Origin of the sequence: Klebsiella sp. K5-45, from assembly GCF_030128605.1 — a bacterium.
Taxonomy (GTDB): domain Bacteria; phylum Pseudomonadota; class Gammaproteobacteria; order Enterobacterales; family Enterobacteriaceae; genus Klebsiella; species Klebsiella quasipneumoniae.
Window position 1 is genome coordinate 354,547 of sequence record NZ_JAKUZW010000004.1, and the last position, 20,180, is coordinate 374,726.

Sequence of the window (20,180 nt, forward strand, 5' to 3'; positions counted from 1 at the left end):
CGGCCTACGGGGTCCTCCCGTAGGCTCCCCCCCAGGCCCGCGCAAGCGCAGCGCTGCCGGGCAAGCGTTGATGACCTTCCAGGCAACCCTGTTGCGCCGTTATTTTGCCGGGTGGCGCTACGCTTACCCGGCCTACGTTCGTACGACCTGTCGTTAATTTATTCACCATTGTTGCTGAAACTGCCGGGGCTGGCGGCCTCAACATCGCTGAGACGTTCCCGGAAGGCCGGGGCAGCCAACATGGATGCGGGCTGAGGGCCGTGTTTTGCACGGACGCTGCCTCGGCCCGACCCGCAGCCTGCAGGGATAAGTCGAAGGCACCACGCAGTGGCGATGTTGCTGGCCGGAGCCCGGGGTACAGGGGCGGCGGCGACTGGCCGCCCCCTGTGCGCTCCCTGCGCTATGAGAGACATAACGCAGAAGATTAACCGGGAGCGCAATGTGCGCTGAAGCCACAAATAATATAAAGCACCGCACGGCGGTGCTTTCCCTCACCCTACCCCTTTAACTTCGGATCCAGCGCATCGCGCAGGCCATCCCCCAGCAGATTAAACGCCAGCACGGTCACGAAAATCGCCACCGCCGGAAACAGCGCCACGTGCGGGGACATCACCATATCCGCCCGCGCCTCGTTGAGCATCGCGCCCCACTCCGGCGTGGGCGGCTGCGCGCCGAGACCGAGAAACGACAGACTGGCCGCCGAAATAATCGATACCCCAATGCGCATGGTGAAATAAACCACGATCGACGACACCGTCCCCGGCAGGATGTGGTGGAAGAGGATGGTGGCATCGCTGGCGCCAATGCTGCGCGCCGATTCAATAAAGGTCTGCTGCTTTAATACCAGGGTGTTGCCCCGCACCAGCCGGGCGAAAGCCGGGACCGAGAAGATCGCCACGGCGATAATCACGTTGGCCATCCCGCTGCCCATGACGGCGACCACCGCGATCGCCAGCAGGATCCCCGGAAAGGCGAACAGCACGTCGCACAGACGCATAATCAGCCGGTCCCACCAGCCCTCATAGTAGCCGGCCAGCAGCCCAAGCACCGTGCCGATGGCCGCGCCAATCAGCACCGCCAGCACCCCGGCGGCCAGCGAGATCTGCGCCCCCACCAGCACCCGGCTGAAAATATCGCGCCCCAAAGAGTCGACACCGAACCAGTGCACCAGCGAAGGCCCCTCGTTAAGCCGGTCGTAGTCGAAATAATTTTCCGCATCGTACGGCGCTATCCATGGGGCGACGATGGCCACCGCAATCAGCAACAGCACGAAAATACCGGCGCCCATGGCCACCGGCTGACGCCGAAAGCGCCGCCAGAACTCATGCCAGGGGGTATGGATTTCGCCGGGCCTGATGCCCGGCATGGCGTTCAGCGCCGCCTGCCTTCTCCAGTTAAGCAATCGCACCTTACTTATACCTGATAGCCGGGTTTATGGCCGCGTACAGCACATCCACCACTAAATTGATAAGAATAAACTCCAGCGAAAAGAGCAGCACTTCCGCCTGAATCACCGGGTAATCGCGCATTTCTACCGAATCGACCAGCAGTCGCCCCAGCCCGGGCCAGTTGAAGACCTTCTCCACGACGATCGAGCCGCCGAGCAGGAAACCGAACTGCAGCCCCATCATGGTGACCACCGGGATCATCGCATTGCGCAGACCATGCTTGAGCACCACCCGCGTTTCGCTCACCCCTTTCGCCCGGGCGGTACGCATATAGTCTTCATGCAGCACATCGACGAACGACGCGCGGGTAAAGCGCGCCATCACCGCCGCCACCGCCGCGCCGAGGGTCAGCGACGGCAAAATATAGTGCCGCCAGCTGTCGGCGCCCACCGTCGGCAGCCAGCCCAGCTCAACCGAAAACACCTGCATCAGCAGCATGCCGAGGGCAAAGGCCGGAAACGAAATACCGCTCACCGCCAGCGCCATTCCCAGACGGTCAGGCCAGCGATTGCGCCACACCGCCGCCGCGATCCCCGCCGCCATGCCAAACAGCACCGCCCAGCTCATGCTGGCCAGCGTCAGCCACAGGGTGGGCATAAAGCGGCTGGCTATCTCACTGGCAACGGGACGCCGCGAGGCCATGGACATGCCAAAATCGCCGCGCAGCACGTTGGTGATGTAGTGCCAGAACTGGACGTGCAGCGGCTGGTCAAGCCCCAGCTGCTGGCGCACCATCGCCACCACCTGGGCATCGGCCTCTGGTCCGGCAATCAGCCGCGCCGGGTCGCCGGGCAGCATATGGACGAAGAGAAACACCAGCACCGCGACGATTAGCAGGGTGGGGATCAGCCCCAGCAGGCGCTTAATCACATAGTTGAGCATCGTACCTCCACAACCCGCCCCGCGGAAAAACCGCCCTCCGCCCACTAGCGCCGGAGGGCATCATCTCGACCTTCACGGTGTTAAATCTGCCTGTTCGAAGCTGAAGCCGGTGTCCGGCTGGATATAAAAGCCGGTGAGGTTCTTGCTGTGGGCGGAGACCAGTTTCTCCACCACCAGCGGCACCCACGGCGACTCTTTCCAGATAATATCCTGCGCCGCTTTGTAGAGTTTGGTTTTCTCTTGCGGATCGGTGGTTTTCAGCGCCTCGCTCAGCGCGCTATCAACCTGCGGGTTGCTGTAAAAAGCGGTGTTAAACAGGGTCGGCGGCCAGTTTTGGGAAGCAAACAGAGGCGACAGCGCCCAGTCGGCTTCGCCAGTGGAGGCGGACCAGCCGGTATAGAACATCCGTACCCCGCTCTCTTTCTGCCCTTTACCTTCCACTTCCGCCGCCCGCTGACCGGCGTCCATCGCCGTCACCTGCGCCTTTATGCCCACCTGCGCCAACTGCTGCTGGGTAAACTGCAGCACTTTCTGCGCGGTGCTGTGGTTATGTGACGACCACAGCGTAGTGCTAAACCCGTTGGGGTAGCCGGCCTCTTTTAGCAGCTGGCGCGCTTTCGCCGGATCGTAAGGCCACGCGGGGTAGCTCTGAGCGTAGGCAATCGATGGCGGCACCACGCCGGTCGCCGGGGTGGCATAGCCGGCAAACGCCACCTTGACCAGCGCCTGGCGGTTGATGGCGTAGTTGATCGCTTCGCGCACCTTCGGATTATCGAACGGTTTCTGCGTCACGTTCATGCTGATGTAACGCTGCATGATCGACGGACTGGCCACCAGCTCCAGTTTGCTGTTTTTCGCCAGCAGCGGCGCCTGCTCATAGGGGATCGGGAAGGCAAACTGCGCCTCGCCGGTCTGCAGCATCGCCGCCCGGGTATTGTTATCGACCACCGGTCGCCAGGTAATGGAATCCAGCTTCGGCAGCCCCGGCTGCCAGTAGCCATCGAACTTGCTGACCTTCACGAAATCGGTCTGGTTCCAGGTATCGAGCTTATACGGCCCGGTGCCCACCGGGTGGAAGCCGATATCCTTGCCATATTTTTTCAGCGCCGTCGGCGAAATCATCGCTGTCGCCGGATGGGCGAGAATATTAATAAACGCCGAGAACGGCTGTTTAAGGATGATTTTCACCGTGGTCGGATCAACCGCCTCGGTGCTGGCGATATTTTTATACAGGTTATAGCGCTTGAGATGGTTTTCCGGGTTGCTGGCGCGGTCGAGGTTAGCCTTGACCGCCTCGGCGTTAAAGTCGGTGCCATCCTGGAATTTCACCCCGCTGTGCAGCTTGATGGTGTACACCAGGCCATCCGGCGACACGGTGTAGCTCTCGGCAAGGACATTTTGCAGCTTCATCTCTTTATCAAGGCCGAACAGGCCTTGATAAAAGGACTTCGCCACCGCCTGCGACAGAGTATCGTTAGCATCATAGGGGTCGAGCGTCGTGAAGTTAGACCCGACCGCCACCACTACATCTTTGGCAGCAAAAGCGGGGGCGCTCGCCAGGGCCGCCGCGATACTCAGCGCCAGCCACCATTTGCGTGAAACAGGTTGTGTCATCGTGTTCTCCTGAAAAGGTGCGTTATGTGTTGTTATGTTCTGCCCAGCACGTCGGCGGCGTCGCGGGCGACGAAGTGGCCCGGCCCAACTTGCTGCAATGGCGGGCTGGCGATCTCCTCGCCCCGCTTATAGATATTGCCCGGGACGTCATCAGACAGCAGGACCCGCTGCGGATGACGGTAGGCCGGGTCGGCCACCGGTACGGCAGCCATGAGCTTACGGGTATAGGGGTGCTGCGGGTTTTCAAACACTGCGCCGCGCGGGCCGATTTCGACAATCCGGCCGCGATACATCACCGCCACGCGGTGGCTGATGCGCTCCACCACCGCCATATCATGGGAAATAAACAGAAACGCGATGCCCATCTCGCGCTGCAGGTCGAGCATCAGATTGATAATCTGCGCACGAATGGAGACATCCAGGGCCGACACCGACTCATCGGCAATCACCACCTTCGGATTCAGCGCCAGCGCGCGGGCAATGCAGATCCGCTGCCGCTGGCCGCCGGAAAAGGCGTGGGGGTAGCGCCAGGCATGCTCCGACTGCAGCCCCACGCGCTTCAGCAGCCAGGCGACCCGCTCGCGCGCCGCCTCCCTGTCCAGCAGGCCATGCACCCGCAGCGGCTCCATAATCGAATCGCCGACCGTCTGGCGCGGATCGAGCGAGGCGTAAGGATCCTGAAAAATAAACTGAATATTGCGCCGCAGGGACTGCAGCTTGCTGCCGGAGAGGGTATCGATCCGCTGACCGTCGAAGGTAATGGTGCCACCCTGAGTCTCAACCAGCCTCAGCAGCGCCCGGCCGGTGGTCGACTTGCCGCAGCCGGACTCCCCCACCAGAGAGAGGGTCTCTCCCGGCCAGAGATCAAAACTCACCTTCTCCACCGCATGCACTTCGCGCGTCACGCGATTGAGCAGCCCGCCGCGCACCGGGAAACGGGCCACCAGATCGCGCACCTGCAGAATCGGCTCCCCCGCCACCACCGTGTCTGGCGTTTCTGTCTCCGCCAGCGGCTGCCCCGGCAGCGGAAAGCGGCGCGGCAGATCCCGACCGCGCATCTCACCCAGCCGGGGGACCGCCGCCAGCAGGGACTGCGTATAAGGGTGCTGCGGTGAACGGAAAATCTCCTCGACGCTGCCGGTCTCCACCGCCTCGCCGCGATACATGACCAGCACCCGATCGGCGATATCGGCCACCACCCCCATGTCATGGGTGATAAAGATTACCCCCATCGCCATCTCCTTTTGCAGGACGGCGATAAGTTGCAAAATTTGCGCCTGGATGGTGACATCCAGCGCCGTGGTCGGCTCGTCGGCAATCAGCACCGCCGGCCGACAGGAGAGCGCCATGGCGATCATCACCCGCTGGCGCATGCCGCCGGAGAGCTGGTGCGGATAGCGTGAGAGCATCTCTTCCGCCTGGGGAATACGCACCTGGTCGAGCATCTTTTTTGCCGCGCGCAGCGCCTCTTCGCGCCCCAGCCCCTGGTGCAGACGCAGGGATTCGGCGATCTGCTCGCCGATGGTGAACACCGGGTTCAGCGAAGTCATCGGCTCCTGAAAAATCATCGCCAGGTCCGCGCCGCGTACCCGGCGCATTTCGGCCTCCGATTGCTCATTGAGCGCGATCACCTGCCGGTTGCGCCGTCGCAGCCACAGCCCCTCGCTGCTCACCTCGCTGCTGGCGGCGTCAAGCAGACGCATCAGCGCCAGAGCGGTGACCGATTTTCCCGAACCAGACTCCCCGACAATCGCCAGCGTCTCGCCGCGGCGCAGGCTGAAGGAAAGCTGACGCACGGCCTGCACCTCTGGCGCATCCTGCTGGCGAAACGCCACGTTCAGGTTGCGCACCACCAGTACTTCGCAGGTATCCGTTTCGTGAGTTTGCGGCACTCTCCCTCTCCCTTGTTCTATTCGCGATAAATGCCAATGGTCGGCGTATCGCCGGCATAGCACCAGGCGCGGTACATGCCTTCGCTGTTAAACGGTAAAACGACGTTGCCTTCGCGATCGACGGCAATCAGTCCGCCGCTGCCGCCGAGGGCCGGCAGCTTCTCCATCACCACCCGCTCGCAGGCAGAATAGAGACTGAGCTGACCGTACTCCATCAGGGCGGCGATATCGTAGGCCGCCAGAGTACGCATAAAGACTTCGCCGGTGCCGGTGCAGGAGACCGCCACGATGGCGTTGTTGGCGTAGCACCCCGCGCCCGGCAGCGGGCTGTCGCCAACGCGTCCGGGCAGTTTGTTGGTCATGCCGCCGGTGGAGGTCGCCGCCGCCAGATTGCCGGCCAGATCGAGCGCCACCGCCCCGACGGTGCCCATTTTCTGGCGTTCGTCGAGCGGAGCGGCATGGTGGTCAAGGATGATCTCCCCACCCGCTTTCGCCTCCTGCAGCTGCAGCAGGCGCTCGGGGGTGGAAAAGAGATCGTTATCGACGCGCGCCATTCCGTGGGAGAAGGCGAAATTTTCCGCCCCCTCACCGATCAGCAGCACGTGCGGGCTCTTCTCCAGCACCAGACGCGCCGCCAGCACCGGATTACGTAAATGTTTGACCCCGGCCACCGCCCCCGCCTGCAGGCTGTAGCCGTCCATCACGCAGGCGTCCAGTTCGTGGGTTTGATCGTGGGTAAATACCGAGCCGATCCCGGCGTTAAACAGCGGACACTCCTCCAGCAGACGGACGGCCTCGGTCACGGCATCCAGCGCACTGGCGCCCGCAGCCAACATTTTCTGTCCGCTTTCGACGATAGCCGACAGCGCCGCCACGTACTCCCGCTCCCGCTCCGGCGTCATCTGCGCGCGAGAAATCGCCCCTGCGCCGCCGTGAATTGCTATAACCGCCTTGCCCATTTCGCCAGTCCTTAACGATGAAGTGGATAGCCCCCGCCCTGTCGTAGCGCGTCGCGGCGCCGGTCACGTCAGGAATAAGGGTATTGATATCATTATATTGCTGAATGTCTTATACAATTTTTGAATATAGAAAGAGCGGCGGGCGATGTAAAGCCTCGTACCCAGGTGGCATACAGCCCGCGCCGCTTTTCTGCCATAATAGGCGTTTTCGCCGTTTTGCCCGCAGGAGTGACCCATGGATTTTACCGCCGGACTGATGCCGCTCGACACAGCCCTCACCCAGATGCTCGATCGTATTACGCCGCTGAGCGCCACGGAAACTGTACCGCTGTTGCAGGCCTTCGCGCGCGTTACCGCCCATGACATTATCTCCCCGCTGGATGTCCCCGGCTTTGATAACGCGGCGATGGATGGCTATGCCGTCCGGTTGAGCGACCTTCGCGACGGCGCGGCCCTGCCGGTCGCCGGGAAGGCCTTCGCCGGCCAGCCGTTTCACGACGCCTGGCCCACCGGCACCTGTATCCGCATTATGACCGGCGCGCCGGTGCCTGCAGGCTGCGACGCGGTAGTCATGCAGGAAGAGACTGAACAGACCGACGCCGGCGTGCGCTTTACCGCGCCGGTGAAAGCCGGGCAGCATATTCGCCGCCGCGGAGAAGATATCGCCCACGGCGCGGTGGTCTTCCCGGCGGGAACGCCGCTGACGGTAGCCGAGCTGCCGGTGCTGGCCTCGCTGGGCATTGCCGACGTCGAGGTGGTGCGCAAGATTCGCGTCGCGGTCTTCTCGACCGGCGATGAGCTGCAGCTGCCGGGTCAACCGCTCGGCGACGGCCAGATTTACGATACCAACCGTCTGGCGGTGCATCTGATGCTCGAACAGCTGGGCTGCGAGGTCATTAATCTCGGCATTATTCCTGACGATCCGGCGCAACTGCGTGAGGCCTTTATCGCCGCCGACCAGCAGGCCGACGTGGTTATCAGCTCCGGGGGCGTCTCGGTGGGCGAAGCCGACTACACCAAAACCATTCTTGAAGAGCTGGGGGAGATCGGTTTCTGGAAGCTGGCGATCAAGCCGGGCAAACCCTTCGCCTTCGGCAAGCTCAGCAGCAGCTGGTTCTGCGGCCTACCGGGCAACCCGGTTTCCGCCACCGTCACCTTCTGTCAGCTGGTGCAGCCGCTGCTGGCGAAGCTCTCGGGCAAGTACGGCCCGCTTCAGGCAACCCGCCTGCGGGTACGCGCCGCCACACGACTGAAAAAGTCGCCGGGCCGCCTCGATTTTCAACGCGGTATTCTGCAGCGCAACCCGGACGGCGAGCTGGTGGTGACCACCACCGGCCATCAGGGCTCGCACATTTTCAGCTCTTTCAGCCTCGGCAACTGCTTTATCGTGCTGGAGCGCGAGCGCGGCCACGTTGAAGCGGGCGAATGGGTTGACGTCGAACCGTTCAGCCATCTGTTTGGGGGGCTGTAATGGCCGTGGAGCTGAGCGATGAAGAGATGCTGCGCTATAACCGGCAGATTGTTTTGCGCGGTTTTGATTTTGACGGCCAGGAGCGGCTAAAGGCCGCTCGGGTGCTGGTGGTCGGCCTCGGCGGGCTTGGCTGCGCCGCCGCGCAGTATCTGGCCGCCGCCGGGGTGGGGCAGCTCACCCTGCTCGATTTCGACACCGTCTCGCTCTCCAATCTGCAGCGCCAGACGCTGCACAGCGATGCCACCCTCGGCCAGCCTAAGGTGGATTCCGCCCGCGAGGCGCTGGCGCGCATTAATCCGCACGTTCATCTGGTGCCGCTCAATGCCTTACTGGACGAACCGGCGCTGGCGGCGCAGATTGCCGGGCACGATCTGGTGCTCGACTGCACTGACAACGTCGCCATCCGTAACCAGCTCAACGCCGGCTGCTTCCGCCACCAAACCCCGCTGGTTTCCGGGGCGGCGATCCGCATGGAGGGGCAGATCAGCGTCTTCACCTATCAGCAGGGCGAACCCTGCTACCGCTGCCTGAGCCGCCTGTTTGGCGAAAATGCCCTCACCTGCGTCGAAGCCGGCGTGATGGCCCCGCTGGTGGGCACTATCGGTTCTCTGCAGGCGATGGAGGCCATTAAGCTGCTGACTGGCTACGGCACGCCCGCCAGCGGAAAAATCGTGATGTACGACGCCATGACCTGCCAGTTTCGTGAAATGAAGCTGATGCGCCACCCGCAGTGCGAGGTATGCGGCTCGCACTAATCCCCCTACCGGCGACGAGAGTCGCCGGTGGTTTTATGACCGCTCTCGTTATTTTCTCCCCTCTGACTTATCCCCATCCCGCTTGTTGATTTGCGTCAATATAACTTTCATTCGAAAGTGTTTTTATATTCATACGCAAAAAAGAGGGTAAGCCATGATCTTCAATATCCAGCGCTATTCCACCCATGACGGCCCAGGGATCCGCACCGTCGTCTTCCTGAAAGGCTGCTCGCTGGGCTGCCGCTGGTGTCAGAACCCGGAGAGCCGCGCCCGTAGCGAAGATCTGCTGTATGACCCGCGGCTGTGCCTGGCCGGCTGCGAGCTGTGCCAGCAGGCGGCGCCGGCGGTTATCACCCGCACCCTCGATGGCCTGATCATTCACCGGCAAAACGTTAACGACAGCCATATCGCCGCGCTGCGCGACTGCTGCCCCACCACCGCGCTCACGGTGTGCGGCGAGGAGAAGAGCGTCGAGGAGATCATGGCGACGGTGCTGCGTGATAAACCATTCTACGATCGCAGCGGCGGCGGCATCACTCTTTCCGGCGGCGAACCCTTTATGAACCCAACGCTGGCGCAAGCGCTGTTCGAAGCCAGTCATCAGGCAGGCATTCACACCGCCGTGGAAACCTGCCTGCACGTGCCGTGGAAATACATTGAACCGTCTTTACCCTTTGTCGACCTGTTTCTCGCCGACCTGAAGCATGTCGACGAGGCCGTTTTCCGGCAGTGGACCGACGGCAGCGCCCGCCGGGTGCTGGACAACCTGCAGCGTCTGGCGCAGGCGGGGAAAAACATGATTATTCGCGTGCCGCTGATCCAGGGATTCAACGCCAGCGAAGCCGACATCACCGCCATCACTGATTTTGCCGCCGACCGCCTGCGGGTCAGCGAAATCCATTTCCTGCCCTACCACACGCTGGGAATGAATAAATACCAGTTACTCAGTCAGCCCTACACCGCACCGGATAAACCGCTGGATGCTCCCGAGCTGCTCGCCTTTGCGCAGGATTATGCGCGGAGCAAGGGGCTAACGGCGATCTTACGAGGATAACCTTATGACGACTCTGAAACTCAACACCCTCAGCGCCCGCATCCAGGCCCATAAAATGGCGCTGGTGCATATTGTCAAGCCACCGGTCTGTACCGAACGCGCCCGCCACTACACCGAGATGTATCAGCAGCATCTTGATAAGCCAATCCCGGTGCGTCGTGCCCTGGCGCTGGCGCATCACCTTGCCGAGCGCACCATCTGGATCAAGCACGATGAGCTGATCGTCGGCAACCAGGCCAGCGAAGTGCGCGCCGCGCCGATCTTCCCGGAATACACCGTCAGCTGGATCGAAAAAGAGATCGACGATCTCGCCGACCGCCCCGGCGCCGGCTTCGCGGTCAGCGAAGAGAACAAGCGCGTGCTGCATGAAGTGTGCCCGTGGTGGCGCGGCCAGACCGTACAGGACCGCTGCTACGGCATGTTTACCGATGAGCAGAAAGCGCTGCTCGCCACCGGCATTATTAAGGCAGAGGGCAATATGACCTCCGGCGACGCCCACCTGGCGGTCAACTACCCGCTGCTGCTGGAGAAAGGCCTGGACGGCCTGCGCGCGAAAGTCGCCGAACGCCGGTCGCGCATCAATCTGACGGTGCTGGAAGACCTGCACGGCGAACAATTCCTGAAAGCGATTGATATTGTGCTGGCGGCGGTCAGCGACCACAGCAAACGCTTCGCCGCGCTGGCGCGCGAGATGGCGACGGCAGAATCCCGTGACGCACGCCGCGAGGAGCTGCTGACGATTGCCGAAAACTGCGACATCATCGCCCATGAGCCGCCGAAGACCTTCTGGCAGGCGCTGCAGCTGTGCTACTTCATTCAGCTGATCCTGCAGATTGAATCCAATGGCCACTCGGTCTCGTTTGGCCGCATGGACCAGTACCTCTATCCGTACTACCGCCGCGACGTTGAGCTGCAGCAATCGTTGGATCGCGAACAGGCCATTGAGCTGCTGCACAGCTGCTGGCTGAAGCTGCTGGAGGTTAACAAGATCCGCTCCGGCTCGCACTCCAAGGCCTCGGCCGGCAGCCCGCTGTATCAGAACGTCACCATCGGCGGCCAGAACCTGGTGGATGGCCAGCCGCAGGACGCGGTCAACCCGCTGTCGTATGCCATCCTGGAATCCTGCGGTCGTCTGCGTTCGACCCAGCCGAACCTCAGCGTGCGCTACCACGCCGGAATGAGCAACGATTTCCTCGACGCCTGCGTTCAGGTGATCCGCTGTGGCTTCGGTATGCCAGCGTTTAATAACGACGAAATCGTGATCCCGGAATTTATCAAGCTGGGTATTGAGCCGCAGGACGCCTACGATTATGCGGCCATCGGCTGTATCGAAACCGCGGTCGGCGGCAAATGGGGCTATCGCTGCACCGGCATGAGCTTTATCAACTTCGCGCGGGTGATGCTGGCGACGCTGGAAGGCGGCCGCGATGCCACCAGCGGCCAGGTGTTTCTGCCGCAGGAGCACGCCCTGTCGAAAGGCAACTTCGCTAACTTCGACGAGGTGCTGGCCGACTGGGACCGCCAGATCCGCTACTACACCCGTAAGTCGATTGAGATTGAGTACGTGGTCGATACCATGCTGGAAGAGAACGTCCACGATATTCTCTGTTCGGCGCTGGTGGACGACTGCATCGAACGGGCGAAGAGTATCAAGCAAGGCGGCGCGAAATATGACTGGGTGTCCGGTCTGCAGGTGGGCATCGCCAACCTCGGCAACAGCCTGGCGGCGGTGAAAAAGCTGGTCTTCGATCAGGGCGTTATCGGCCAGCAGGAGCTGGCGAAGGCGCTGGCGGAAGATTTCGACGGCCTGACCCACGAGCAGCTGCGCCAGCGGTTGATCAACGGCGCGCCGAAGTACGGTAACGATGATGACAGCGTGGACACGTTGCTGGCGCGGGCCTACCAGACCTATATCGACGAGCTGAAGCAGTATCACAACCCGCGCTATGGCCGCGGCCCGATCGGCGGCAACTATTACGCCGGCACGTCGTCTATCTCCGCCAACGTGCCGTTCGGCGCGCAGACCATGGCGACGCCGGATGGCCGTAAAGCGCACACCCCGCTGGCGGAAGGGGCCAGCCCGGCTTCCGGAACCGACCATCTGGGGCCGACGGCGGTCATCAGTTCGGTGGGTAAACTGCCCACCGGGGCGATCCTCGGCGGCGTGCTGCTTAATCAGAAGCTGAATCCGTCCACCCTGGAGAACGAGTCCGATAAGCAGAAGCTGATGGTGCTGCTGCGCACCTTCTTCGAGGTGCATAAAGGCTGGCATATCCAGTACAACATTGTCTCGCGCGACACGCTGCTGGAGGCGAAGAAACACCCCGACCAGTACCGCGATTTGGTGGTGCGCGTCGCCGGGTACTCGGCGTTCTTTACCGCCCTGTCGCCGGATACCCAGGACGATATCATCGCCCGTACCGAGCATACGCTCTAACCCCTCAGGCCCGCTGGCGCGACGCTTAGCGGGCCTTCCCTGTCCTGCAGGCCGGGAAAGGCAACGCCGCCTCCCGGCATTTTCTGAATGCATGAACTTTCATTCGAAATAAATTTGTGCTCCCCATCACATTGTAATTAGAATGTTACTGGTCGAAGTTAAGCCAGGAGCACCCCCTTATGACCGTTAAAGTTATCGTCACCGATATGGACGGAACTTTTCTCAATGACGCCAAAACCTACGATCGTGCACGGTTTCTGGCGCAATTCGCCCAGCTGCAGCAGCGCGGCATTGAATTCGTTGTCGCCAGCGGCAACCAGTACTATCAGCTGATCTCCTTCTTCCCGGAGATCCGCGAGCAGATCTCGTTCGTCGCCGAAAACGGCGCGCTGGTCTTTGCGCATGGTAAGCAGCTGTTCCACGGCGAACTGACCCGCCACGAATCGCAGGTGGTGATTGGCGAACTACTCAAAGATCCGCAGCTGAACTTCGTCGCCTGCGGCCTGCAGAGCGCTTACGTCAGCGATAACGCCCCGGATGCCTTCGTCGACCTGATGTCAAAGCACTACCACCGTCTGCAGCGGGTAAGCGACTATCACGCCATCGACGATACGCTGTTCAAATTCTCTCTGAACCTGCCGGACAGTGAGATCCCGCAGCTGATCGATAAACTGCACGTGTCGCTCGACGGCATTATGAAGCCGGTCACCAGCGGCTTTGGCTTTGTCGATTTGATTATTCCCGGCCTGCATAAAGCCAACGGCATCAGCCGCCTGCTCAAGCGCTGGAACCTGTCGCCGCAGCAGTGCGTGGCCATCGGCGACAGCGGCAACGACGCCGAAATGCTGAAGCTGGTGAAATACGCTTTCGCCATGGGTAACGCCGCCGACAGCATTAAGGCTATCGCCGGATACGCGACCGACGATAATAACCATGACGGCGCGCTGAACGTCATTCAGGCCGTCCTCGATAACAGCGCTCCCTTCAACGATTGACCTCTCTCCGGGGCTGCGCGCCCCGGCTTGTCCATTTTGTGCGCCGCAGCAAGATTTTAAACTTGCATTAACTCCATTTTAACTTAAATTAACGTTTGTAAGATTTAATACTTTCGAATGAAAGATACAGCGAGGTTATTATGGCTGCTCTCCCGACCCACGAAACACTCCCCGCCGACCACAAAGCGGCGATTCGCCAGATGAAGCAGGCGCTGCGGGCGCAAATCGGCGACGTCCAGGCGGTGTTCGATAAGCTCTCAGCGCGCATCAGCGAGCGCCTGCAGGAGATTGAGACGCTGAAAGCCGCAGGCCAGGAGGTCTGGCCAACCATTCCGTTCCGCGATATCGCCGAGGGAACCGTGAGCGATGCCCAGCGCGCGGCCATTAAGCGCCGGGGCTGCGCGGTGATCAAAGGCCACTTTCCGCGCGAACAGGCGCTGGCCTGGGATACCGCGATGCTGGAATATCTGGATCTGAACCATTTCGACGAGGTCTACAAAGGGCCAGGCGACAGCTTCTTCGGTACGCTTGAGGCTTCGCGGCCGGAAATCTATCCCATCTACTGGTCGCCCTCGCAAATGCAGGCCCGCCAGAGCGATGAAATGGCCGCGGCGCAGTCCTTCCTCAACCGCCTGTGGCGCTTTGAGCAGGACGGCAAGCGCTGGTTCGATCCGGACGTCAGCGTCATTTACCCTGACCGCATTCGCCGCCGTCCGCCGGGAACCACCTCGAAGGGGCTGGGCGCGCATACCGATTCCGGTGCGCTGGAGCGCTGGCTGCTCCCCGCCTACCAGCAGGTCTTCGCCAACGTGTTTAACGGTCATGTCGACGCTTACGATCCGTGGGACGCCGCGCACCGTACTGAAGTGGAAGAGTACACCGTCGACAACACCACCAAATGCTCAGTGTTCCGCACTTTCCAGGGCTGGACCGCGCTGTCGGACATGATCCCGGGTCAGGGGCTACTGCACGTGGTGCCGATCCCCGAGGCGATGGCTTATGTTCTGCTGCGCCCACTGCTTGACGATGTGCCGGAAGATGAGCTGTGCGGCGTCGCGCCGGGCAGAGTACTGCCGATCTCTGAGCAGTGGCACCCGCTGCTGATCAAAGCCCTCAGTTCGATTCCGGCGCTGAACGCTGGCGATTCCGTCTGGTGGCACTGCGACGTCATTCACTCGGTGGCGCCGGTGGAAAATCAGCAGGGCTGGGGCAATGTGATGTACATTCCGGCAGCGCCGATGTGCGAAAAGAACCTCGCCTACGCGCAGAAAGTGAAAATTGCTCTGGAAAAAGGGGCCTCGCCGGGGGATTTCCCGCGCGAGGACTATGAGGCCAGCTGGCAGGGGCGCTTCACTCTGGAAGATCTGAACATCCACGGCAAGCGGGCGCTGGGTATCCCGGTTTAATCGTCATACAGCCCCTGCGGCTCCACGGCCGTATGGCCTTTGCCCGGCCGGATCCGCCGTACCGAATCGCGCACCACCAGCGTGCCGTGCAGCAGCAGCGAACCGTGCGGCGCCTCCGGGCGCAGCAGGCGCTGCTGCAGGAGATGCACCGCCTCGCTGCCCAGTTCATCCCGCGGCACATGCACCGCGGTCAGCGGCACCTCCTGGATCGCCGCCAGATTAAACCCGTCGATGCTCATCACCGAGACATCCTGCGGCACCCGCAGGCCGCGCTTTTGCAATGCGCTGACCGTGCCGGCGGCCATGAAATCGCCGCCCACCAGGAAGGCGGTGGGCAACGGCCTGCCCTGTAAGCCATCAAGCCAGGCCCCCACCTGCTCTTCGGTCTCTCTGGCGCTAAAGTTGGCGACGCTGATGAGATCCCGGCTGGCGGTAAAGCGCAAATTGCGCGCGCGCCACGCCTCCTCGATCCCCCCCAGCCGCAGCTCCATGGTATAGCGGCGCAAACACATGACGTTCATCACCACCCGATGCCCCATATCAAACAGATAGCGGGCGGCGCACTGGCCAATCAAACGATGATCGGGGGCAATGGACGGCAACCGCATCCCTTCATCCCGACAGTTTATCAAGACGCAGGGTTTACCCAGATCCGCCGCCAGGCCATGAATATGCGGATCGTCGATCCCCAGCAGCACCGCGGCCTGGGTTTCCGCTTCGTTCATGCGGGCAAGAAACAGATTGGCGTCGCTGTCGTTTTCGTCCAGCGCGCAGTAGCGCAGGCGCACTTCATGCGCCGCCAGCGCGTTATTAATGCTCTGGATCACCCGGTAGTAGAAGATATCCGACCGCTCATCGAAGGCGCGCTGCGGGGCAAACACCAGCAGATTATTGAGCAGCAGACGCCCGGCGGCCAGCCCCTGCATGACCCCCAGCTCGCGGGCGCACTCCAGCACCGCCCGGCGCGCCTTGTCGCTGGTATTCGCCTTTCCGGCCAGGACGCGCGAAACGGTACTGGCCGACAGCCCAGTGCGGGCAGCGATTTCGGCGACGCGCAGCTTTTTATCCATTTTGTGATCCAGCTCCGATTGGAAAATGAAAGAATTTTCATAATCGCCAAAGCGCTCCCTGTAAGCAAATGACAGAGCAAAATTTGAGATCCCGGTCATTTCATGAAAAAACTTGCATAAATAGCACTTTGCCCGCCGTTTTTTCTCCCTTAGCCTGAATTGGTCCAACATCTCCCATACTAGTTATACCAATGATGTTGAGATAAAAAAATAGACTATTCAAATAGTTAATAACACTACGTGGCCACTCAAGGATTGAGGTCGTCACTTTCCCCCTACTAACGTCATGTGGAGTGTGCTATGAGTCAAGGCCTCAACAATGATATCGCGGTCAGCAAAACGCGCCGGGTGGTAAAAAACCTGCGCTGGTGGGTGCTGGTCCTGTTTTTACTTGGCGTCACCGTCAACTACATCACACGCAACTCGCTGGGGATTATCGCCCCGGAACTGAAAGCGACGCTCGGCATTACCACCGAACAATATTCCTGGATCGTCGGCGCGTTTCAGCTGGCTTACACGATTTTCCAGCCGCTCTGTGGCTGGCTTATCGACGTCATCGGCCTGAAGCTCGGGTTTATGATCTGCGCCACCTTGTGGGCGCTGGCCTGTATCGCCCACGCCGGGGCCGGCAGCTGGCTGCACCTGGCGATATTGCGCTTCTTTATGGGCGGGGCCGAGGCGGCCGCCACCCCGGCCAACGCCAAAACCATCGGCGAGTGGTTTCCGAAGTCTGAACGGCCAATCGCCGCCGGCTGGGCTGGCGTCGGGTTCTCTATCGGCGCAATGCTCGCCCCGCCGATTATCTACTTCGCCCACGCTTCCTTCGGCTGGCAGGGGGCGTTTATGTTTACCGGCGCGCTGGCCCTGCTGTGGGTGGTGCTGTGGTGGGCCTTCTATCAGAACCCGGAAAAGCACCCCAACCTCAGCAAAAGCGAGCTGGAGTACATCAAGCAGGATAACGAAGCGCCGCCGGTGAAACAGCCCTTCTTTACCGCACTCAAAACCGTCTCGAAGAATAAACGTTTCTACGGGATCGCCATTCCCGCGTTTATGGCCGAGCCCGCCTGGGCGGTGCTGAGCTTCTGGGTACCGCTGTACCTGGCCAAAGAGCACGGCATGGATCTCAAGCAGATCGCCATGTTCGCCTGGCTGCCTTTCCTCGCCGCCGACCTCGGCAGCGTGGTCAGCGGCTACCTCACCCGCCTGTACGTTCGCTGGTTCGGCTGTACGCGAGTCAACTCAGTGATCGCCAGCTCGGTGACCGGCGCATTTCTGATGATCTCCCTGGCCCTCGTCGCTATCACCCGCGATCCCTATATCACCATCGTCCTGATCTCCATTGGCGGCTTCGGACATCAGATCATCTCCTGCATGCTCAGCGCGCTGGTGGTGGAGTCGTTCGACAAGGGACAAATGGCGACGGTAAACGGTATGCGCGGATCCGCGGCGTGGATCGCCAGCTTCCTGTTCTCGTTATTAATCGGGGTGACCGCCGACAAAATTGGCTTCAACCCGCTGTTCATCGCCATGGGTTTCTTTGACCTGATTGGCGCCGTTTTCCTGGTGGCATTTATTGCTGAACGTCGCGCCAAGCGCGCCTGAGAGTGGATGTAAGATATGAAAACGTTGAAACACTGGAGTTTACATCAACAGCTGGAGCATCACGTTGAACTGACGGTCGATGGCCAGCACACCCTGTGCCTGTACGTACTGGAAGAGAATTTATTCCGCGTGCTGCTGAAACGCCAGGGCCAGCTGGCGCTGGATCGCACCTGGAGTATCGCTCCGCAGCAGGATGTGCCGTGGGAAGGCCGCGCCCGGGATGACCTCAGCGGTTTTAGTCTCCCGGCCTGGCAGCTGACACAGGAGGCCGATACGCTGACCATCGCCACCCGCCAGCTGCGCGTCACCGTCCATCAGCCGCTGTGGCTGGAGTGGAGCTATCGCGACGACGCCGGGGAATGGCAGCAGCTTGCTAACGACCGCCCCACCAGCGCCTATCTGGCCAATGCCCACGGCGACGGCGTCGCCCACTATCTGAGCCGCCGGAAAGACGAGCGTTTCTATGGCCTGGGCGAAAAGGCCGGCGATCTGCAGCGCACCGGTAAGCGTTATGAGATGCGCAACCTCGACGCCATGGGCTACAACGCCGCCAGCACCGACCCGCTGTATAAACATATTCCGTTCACCATCACCCAGCGCAGCGACGTCAGCTATGGTCTGTTTTACGACAACCTGAGCAGCTGCTGGCTGGATTTGGGTAACGAAATCGACAACTACCACACCGCCTACCGCCGCTGGCAGGCGGAAGCCGGCGATATCGATTACTACCTGTTCACCGGTAAACAGGTGCTGGATGTCACCAAAGCCTTTGTACGTCTGACCGGTAAAACCCTGTTCGGGCCAAAATGGAGCCTCGGCTACAGCGGCTCGACCATGCACTACACCGACGCGCCGGATGCGCAAAATCAGCTGATGAACTTCATCCGCCTGTGCGATGAGCACGCTATTCCGTGCGATTCGTTCCAGCTCTCATCCGGCTATACCTCGATTAACGGCAAGCGCTACGTCTTTAACTGGAACTACGACAAGGTGCCGCAGCCGAAAGTGATGAGCCAGTCGTTTCACGACGCCGGGCTGAAGCTGGCCGCCAATATCAAACCCTGCCTGCTGCAGGACCATCCGCGCTATGGCGAGGTGGCGGAGCGCGGCCTTTTCGTTCGCGATTCGCAAACCGACGCTCCGGAGCGCTCCAGCTTCTGGGACGATGAAGGATCGCACCTCGACTTCACCAATCCGCAAACCGTGGCCTGGTGGCAGGAAGGGGTCACCAGCCAGCTGCTGGAGATGGGCATAGATTCGACCTGGAACGATAATAACGAGTATGAGGTGTGGGACGGCGAAGCGCGCTGCTACGGCTTTGGCCGCGAAATCGCCATCAAGCATATTCGCCCGGTGATGCCGCTGCTGATGATGCGCGCCTCGATGGAAGCCCAGCAGCGCTTTGCGCCGGAAAAGCGCCCGTATCTCATCTCTCGCTCCGGCTGCGCCGGTATGCAGCGCTACGTCCAGACCTGGAGCGGCGATAACCGCACCAACTGGGATACGCTGCGCTATAACATCCGCATGGGGCTGGGCATGAGCCTTTCCGGGCTGTTTAACGTCGGTCACGACGTCGGCGGTTTCTCCGGCGATAAACCGGAGCCGGAGCTGTTTGTGCGCTGGGTACAAAACGGCGTGATGCACCCGCGCTTTACCATTCACTCATGGAATGACGACCAGACGGTCAACGAAGCCTGGATGTATCCGGCCGTTACCCCGGCCATTCGTTCCGCGATTGAGCTGCGCTACCGCCTGCTGCCCTATCTGTATACCCTGCTGTGGCAGGCGCATGCTGACGACGAACCGATGCTGCGCCCGACCTTCCTCGATCATCAACACGACGCGCAGACCTTCGCCGAATGCGATGACTTCCTGCTGGGGCGCGACCTGCTGGTGGCCAGCGTGGTCGAGCCTGACGCCCGTCAGCGTGAGGTGTGGCTGCCGGATAATCAGGCCGGCTGGTACGATTTCTACAGCCACCAGTGGTTCGCCGGCGGCCAGTGGGTCACCCTCGACGCGCCGCTGGAAAAGCTGCCGCTGCTGGTCCGCGCCGGGGCCGGTCTGCCGCTCAGCGAGCGCATCCGTCATGTTGCGGCGCAACAGGACGATCGTCGCGAACTGCAGCTGTTCCCGCTGAAAGGCGTCGGGACCTCTTCGGGTCTGCTGTTTGAGGATGACGGCGAAAGCTGGGGCTATAAACAGGGCGATGCGCTATGGCTGGAGTGGGAAATGGCGTGCGACAGCAGCACCATCAACCTGAAGGTCAACGCCCGCGGCAACTATCGCCCGGCGTGGAAAGCGCTGAAGCTGTCATTACCGGCAGGAGAAAAACGCAAACTGCTGGTGAATGGCGTTGAAGGAGCGGAGTGGAGGCGCTAAGCGATATGCCGGGCGGCGGCTTACGCCTTGCCCGGCCTGGATTTAATGATGTTCCCGGATTGCGCTACGCTAATCCGGGCTACAAACGGGTGGCCTCAAAACCCCCGGTGGCGCTACCGCTTACCGGGGCTACAGCACTGTGCGGTTTGGTAGCCCCGGTAACGGACAGTTCCAGTAACCATGGGTACAAGATAGGGCTCTTAAGCTCACAATAGC

Annotated in this window: 14 protein-coding genes; 8 read left to right on the plus strand and 6 right to left on the minus strand. The window is 61.2% G+C overall.

Translation table 11 applies throughout. The annotated features are described in order from the left end of the window. Positions 1 to 496: 496 nt before the first annotated feature. From gsiD to iaaA, 5 genes are all read right to left on the minus strand, one after another. Positions 497 to 1,408 carry a glutathione ABC transporter permease GsiD gene (gene gsiD / locus MKS11_RS10885; RefSeq protein WP_064189334.1) on the minus strand — a complete coding sequence of 304 codons (912 nt, stop codon included), beginning with the start codon at positions 1,406 to 1,408 and terminating at the stop codon, positions 497 to 499. A 1-nt stretch (position 1,409) separates the two neighbouring features. Next, positions 1,410 to 2,330 (minus strand): glutathione ABC transporter permease GsiC, encoded by a 921-nt coding sequence (gene gsiC / locus MKS11_RS10890; protein ID WP_004886274.1) that lies wholly within the window; start codon positions 2,328 to 2,330, stop codon positions 1,410 to 1,412. Between the two features lie 72 nt (positions 2,331 to 2,402). After that, on the minus strand, positions 2,403 to 3,944 hold the full coding sequence (gene gsiB / locus MKS11_RS10895; RefSeq protein WP_032455764.1) for a glutathione ABC transporter substrate-binding protein GsiB: 1,542 nt from the start codon (positions 3,942 to 3,944) through the stop codon (positions 2,403 to 2,405). A gap of 32 nt (positions 3,945 to 3,976) precedes the next feature. After that, complete coding sequence (gene gsiA / locus MKS11_RS10900) at positions 3,977 to 5,836, minus strand: glutathione ABC transporter ATP-binding protein GsiA (RefSeq protein WP_064189335.1); 1,860 nt, start codon at positions 5,834 to 5,836, stop codon at positions 3,977 to 3,979. Positions 5,837 to 5,853: 17 nt separating this feature from the next. After that, positions 5,854 to 6,795: a beta-aspartyl-peptidase gene (gene iaaA, locus MKS11_RS10905; RefSeq protein ID WP_284109529.1), complete on the minus strand. Its 942-nt coding sequence runs from the start codon at positions 6,793 to 6,795 to the stop codon at positions 5,854 to 5,856. 235 nt (positions 6,796 to 7,030) lie between these two features. On the opposite strand from iaaA, the gene moeA reads away from it, so the two are divergent. The 6 genes from moeA to MKS11_RS10935 all read left to right on the plus strand — a co-directional run bounded on the left by moeA (position 7,031) and on the right by MKS11_RS10935 (position 14,913). Further along, positions 7,031 to 8,266 (plus strand): molybdopterin molybdotransferase MoeA, encoded by a 1,236-nt coding sequence (gene moeA / locus MKS11_RS10910; RefSeq protein ID WP_064150411.1) that lies wholly within the window; start codon positions 7,031 to 7,033, stop codon positions 8,264 to 8,266. Next, positions 8,266 to 9,021, plus strand: a complete 756-nt coding sequence (gene moeB, locus MKS11_RS10915; RefSeq protein WP_060656372.1) for a molybdopterin-synthase adenylyltransferase MoeB — start codon at positions 8,266 to 8,268, stop codon at positions 9,019 to 9,021. The genes moeA and moeB overlap by 1 nt, the downstream gene beginning before the upstream one ends. Positions 9,022 to 9,175: 154 nt before the next feature. Further along, on the plus strand, positions 9,176 to 10,075 hold the full coding sequence (locus tag MKS11_RS10920; RefSeq protein ID WP_064178098.1) for a glycyl-radical enzyme activating protein: 900 nt from the start codon (positions 9,176 to 9,178) through the stop codon (positions 10,073 to 10,075). A gap of 4 nt (positions 10,076 to 10,079) precedes the next feature. Next, the gene (locus tag MKS11_RS10925) at positions 10,080 to 12,512 is read left to right on the plus strand and encodes a formate C-acetyltransferase/glycerol dehydratase family glycyl radical enzyme (RefSeq protein WP_004886253.1); all 2,433 of its coding nucleotides are present in this window, start codon (positions 10,080 to 10,082) and stop codon (positions 12,510 to 12,512) included. A 179-nt stretch (positions 12,513 to 12,691) separates the two neighbouring features. Continuing rightward, complete coding sequence (locus MKS11_RS10930) at positions 12,692 to 13,507, plus strand: Cof-type HAD-IIB family hydrolase (protein WP_032455759.1); 816 nt, start codon at positions 12,692 to 12,694, stop codon at positions 13,505 to 13,507. A gap of 140 nt (positions 13,508 to 13,647) precedes the next feature. Next, positions 13,648 to 14,913, plus strand: coding sequence for a DUF1479 domain-containing protein (locus MKS11_RS10935; protein WP_017900150.1), 1,266 nt, complete (start codon positions 13,648 to 13,650; stop codon positions 14,911 to 14,913). On the opposite strand, the gene MKS11_RS10940 is transcribed toward MKS11_RS10935, so the two are convergent. Then, positions 14,910 to 15,983 carry a LacI family DNA-binding transcriptional regulator gene (locus MKS11_RS10940; protein WP_004886244.1) on the minus strand — a complete coding sequence of 358 codons (1,074 nt, stop codon included), beginning with the start codon at positions 15,981 to 15,983 and terminating at the stop codon, positions 14,910 to 14,912. The two genes, MKS11_RS10935 and MKS11_RS10940, sit on opposite strands and share 4 nt — an antisense overlap. Positions 15,984 to 16,283: 300 nt before the next feature. On the opposite strand from MKS11_RS10940, the gene MKS11_RS10945 reads away from it, so the two are divergent. Together MKS11_RS10945 and MKS11_RS10950 are read left to right on the plus strand one after the other, a co-directional pair. Beyond that, positions 16,284 to 17,585 carry an MFS transporter gene (locus tag MKS11_RS10945; RefSeq protein WP_004886240.1) on the plus strand — a complete coding sequence of 434 codons (1,302 nt, stop codon included), beginning with the start codon at positions 16,284 to 16,286 and terminating at the stop codon, positions 17,583 to 17,585. Positions 17,586 to 17,600: 15 nt separating this feature from the next. Then, positions 17,601 to 19,964 (plus strand): glycoside hydrolase family 31 protein, encoded by a 2,364-nt coding sequence (locus MKS11_RS10950; RefSeq protein WP_087771576.1) that lies wholly within the window; start codon positions 17,601 to 17,603, stop codon positions 19,962 to 19,964. The last annotated feature ends 216 nt before the right edge of the window (positions 19,965 to 20,180 follow it).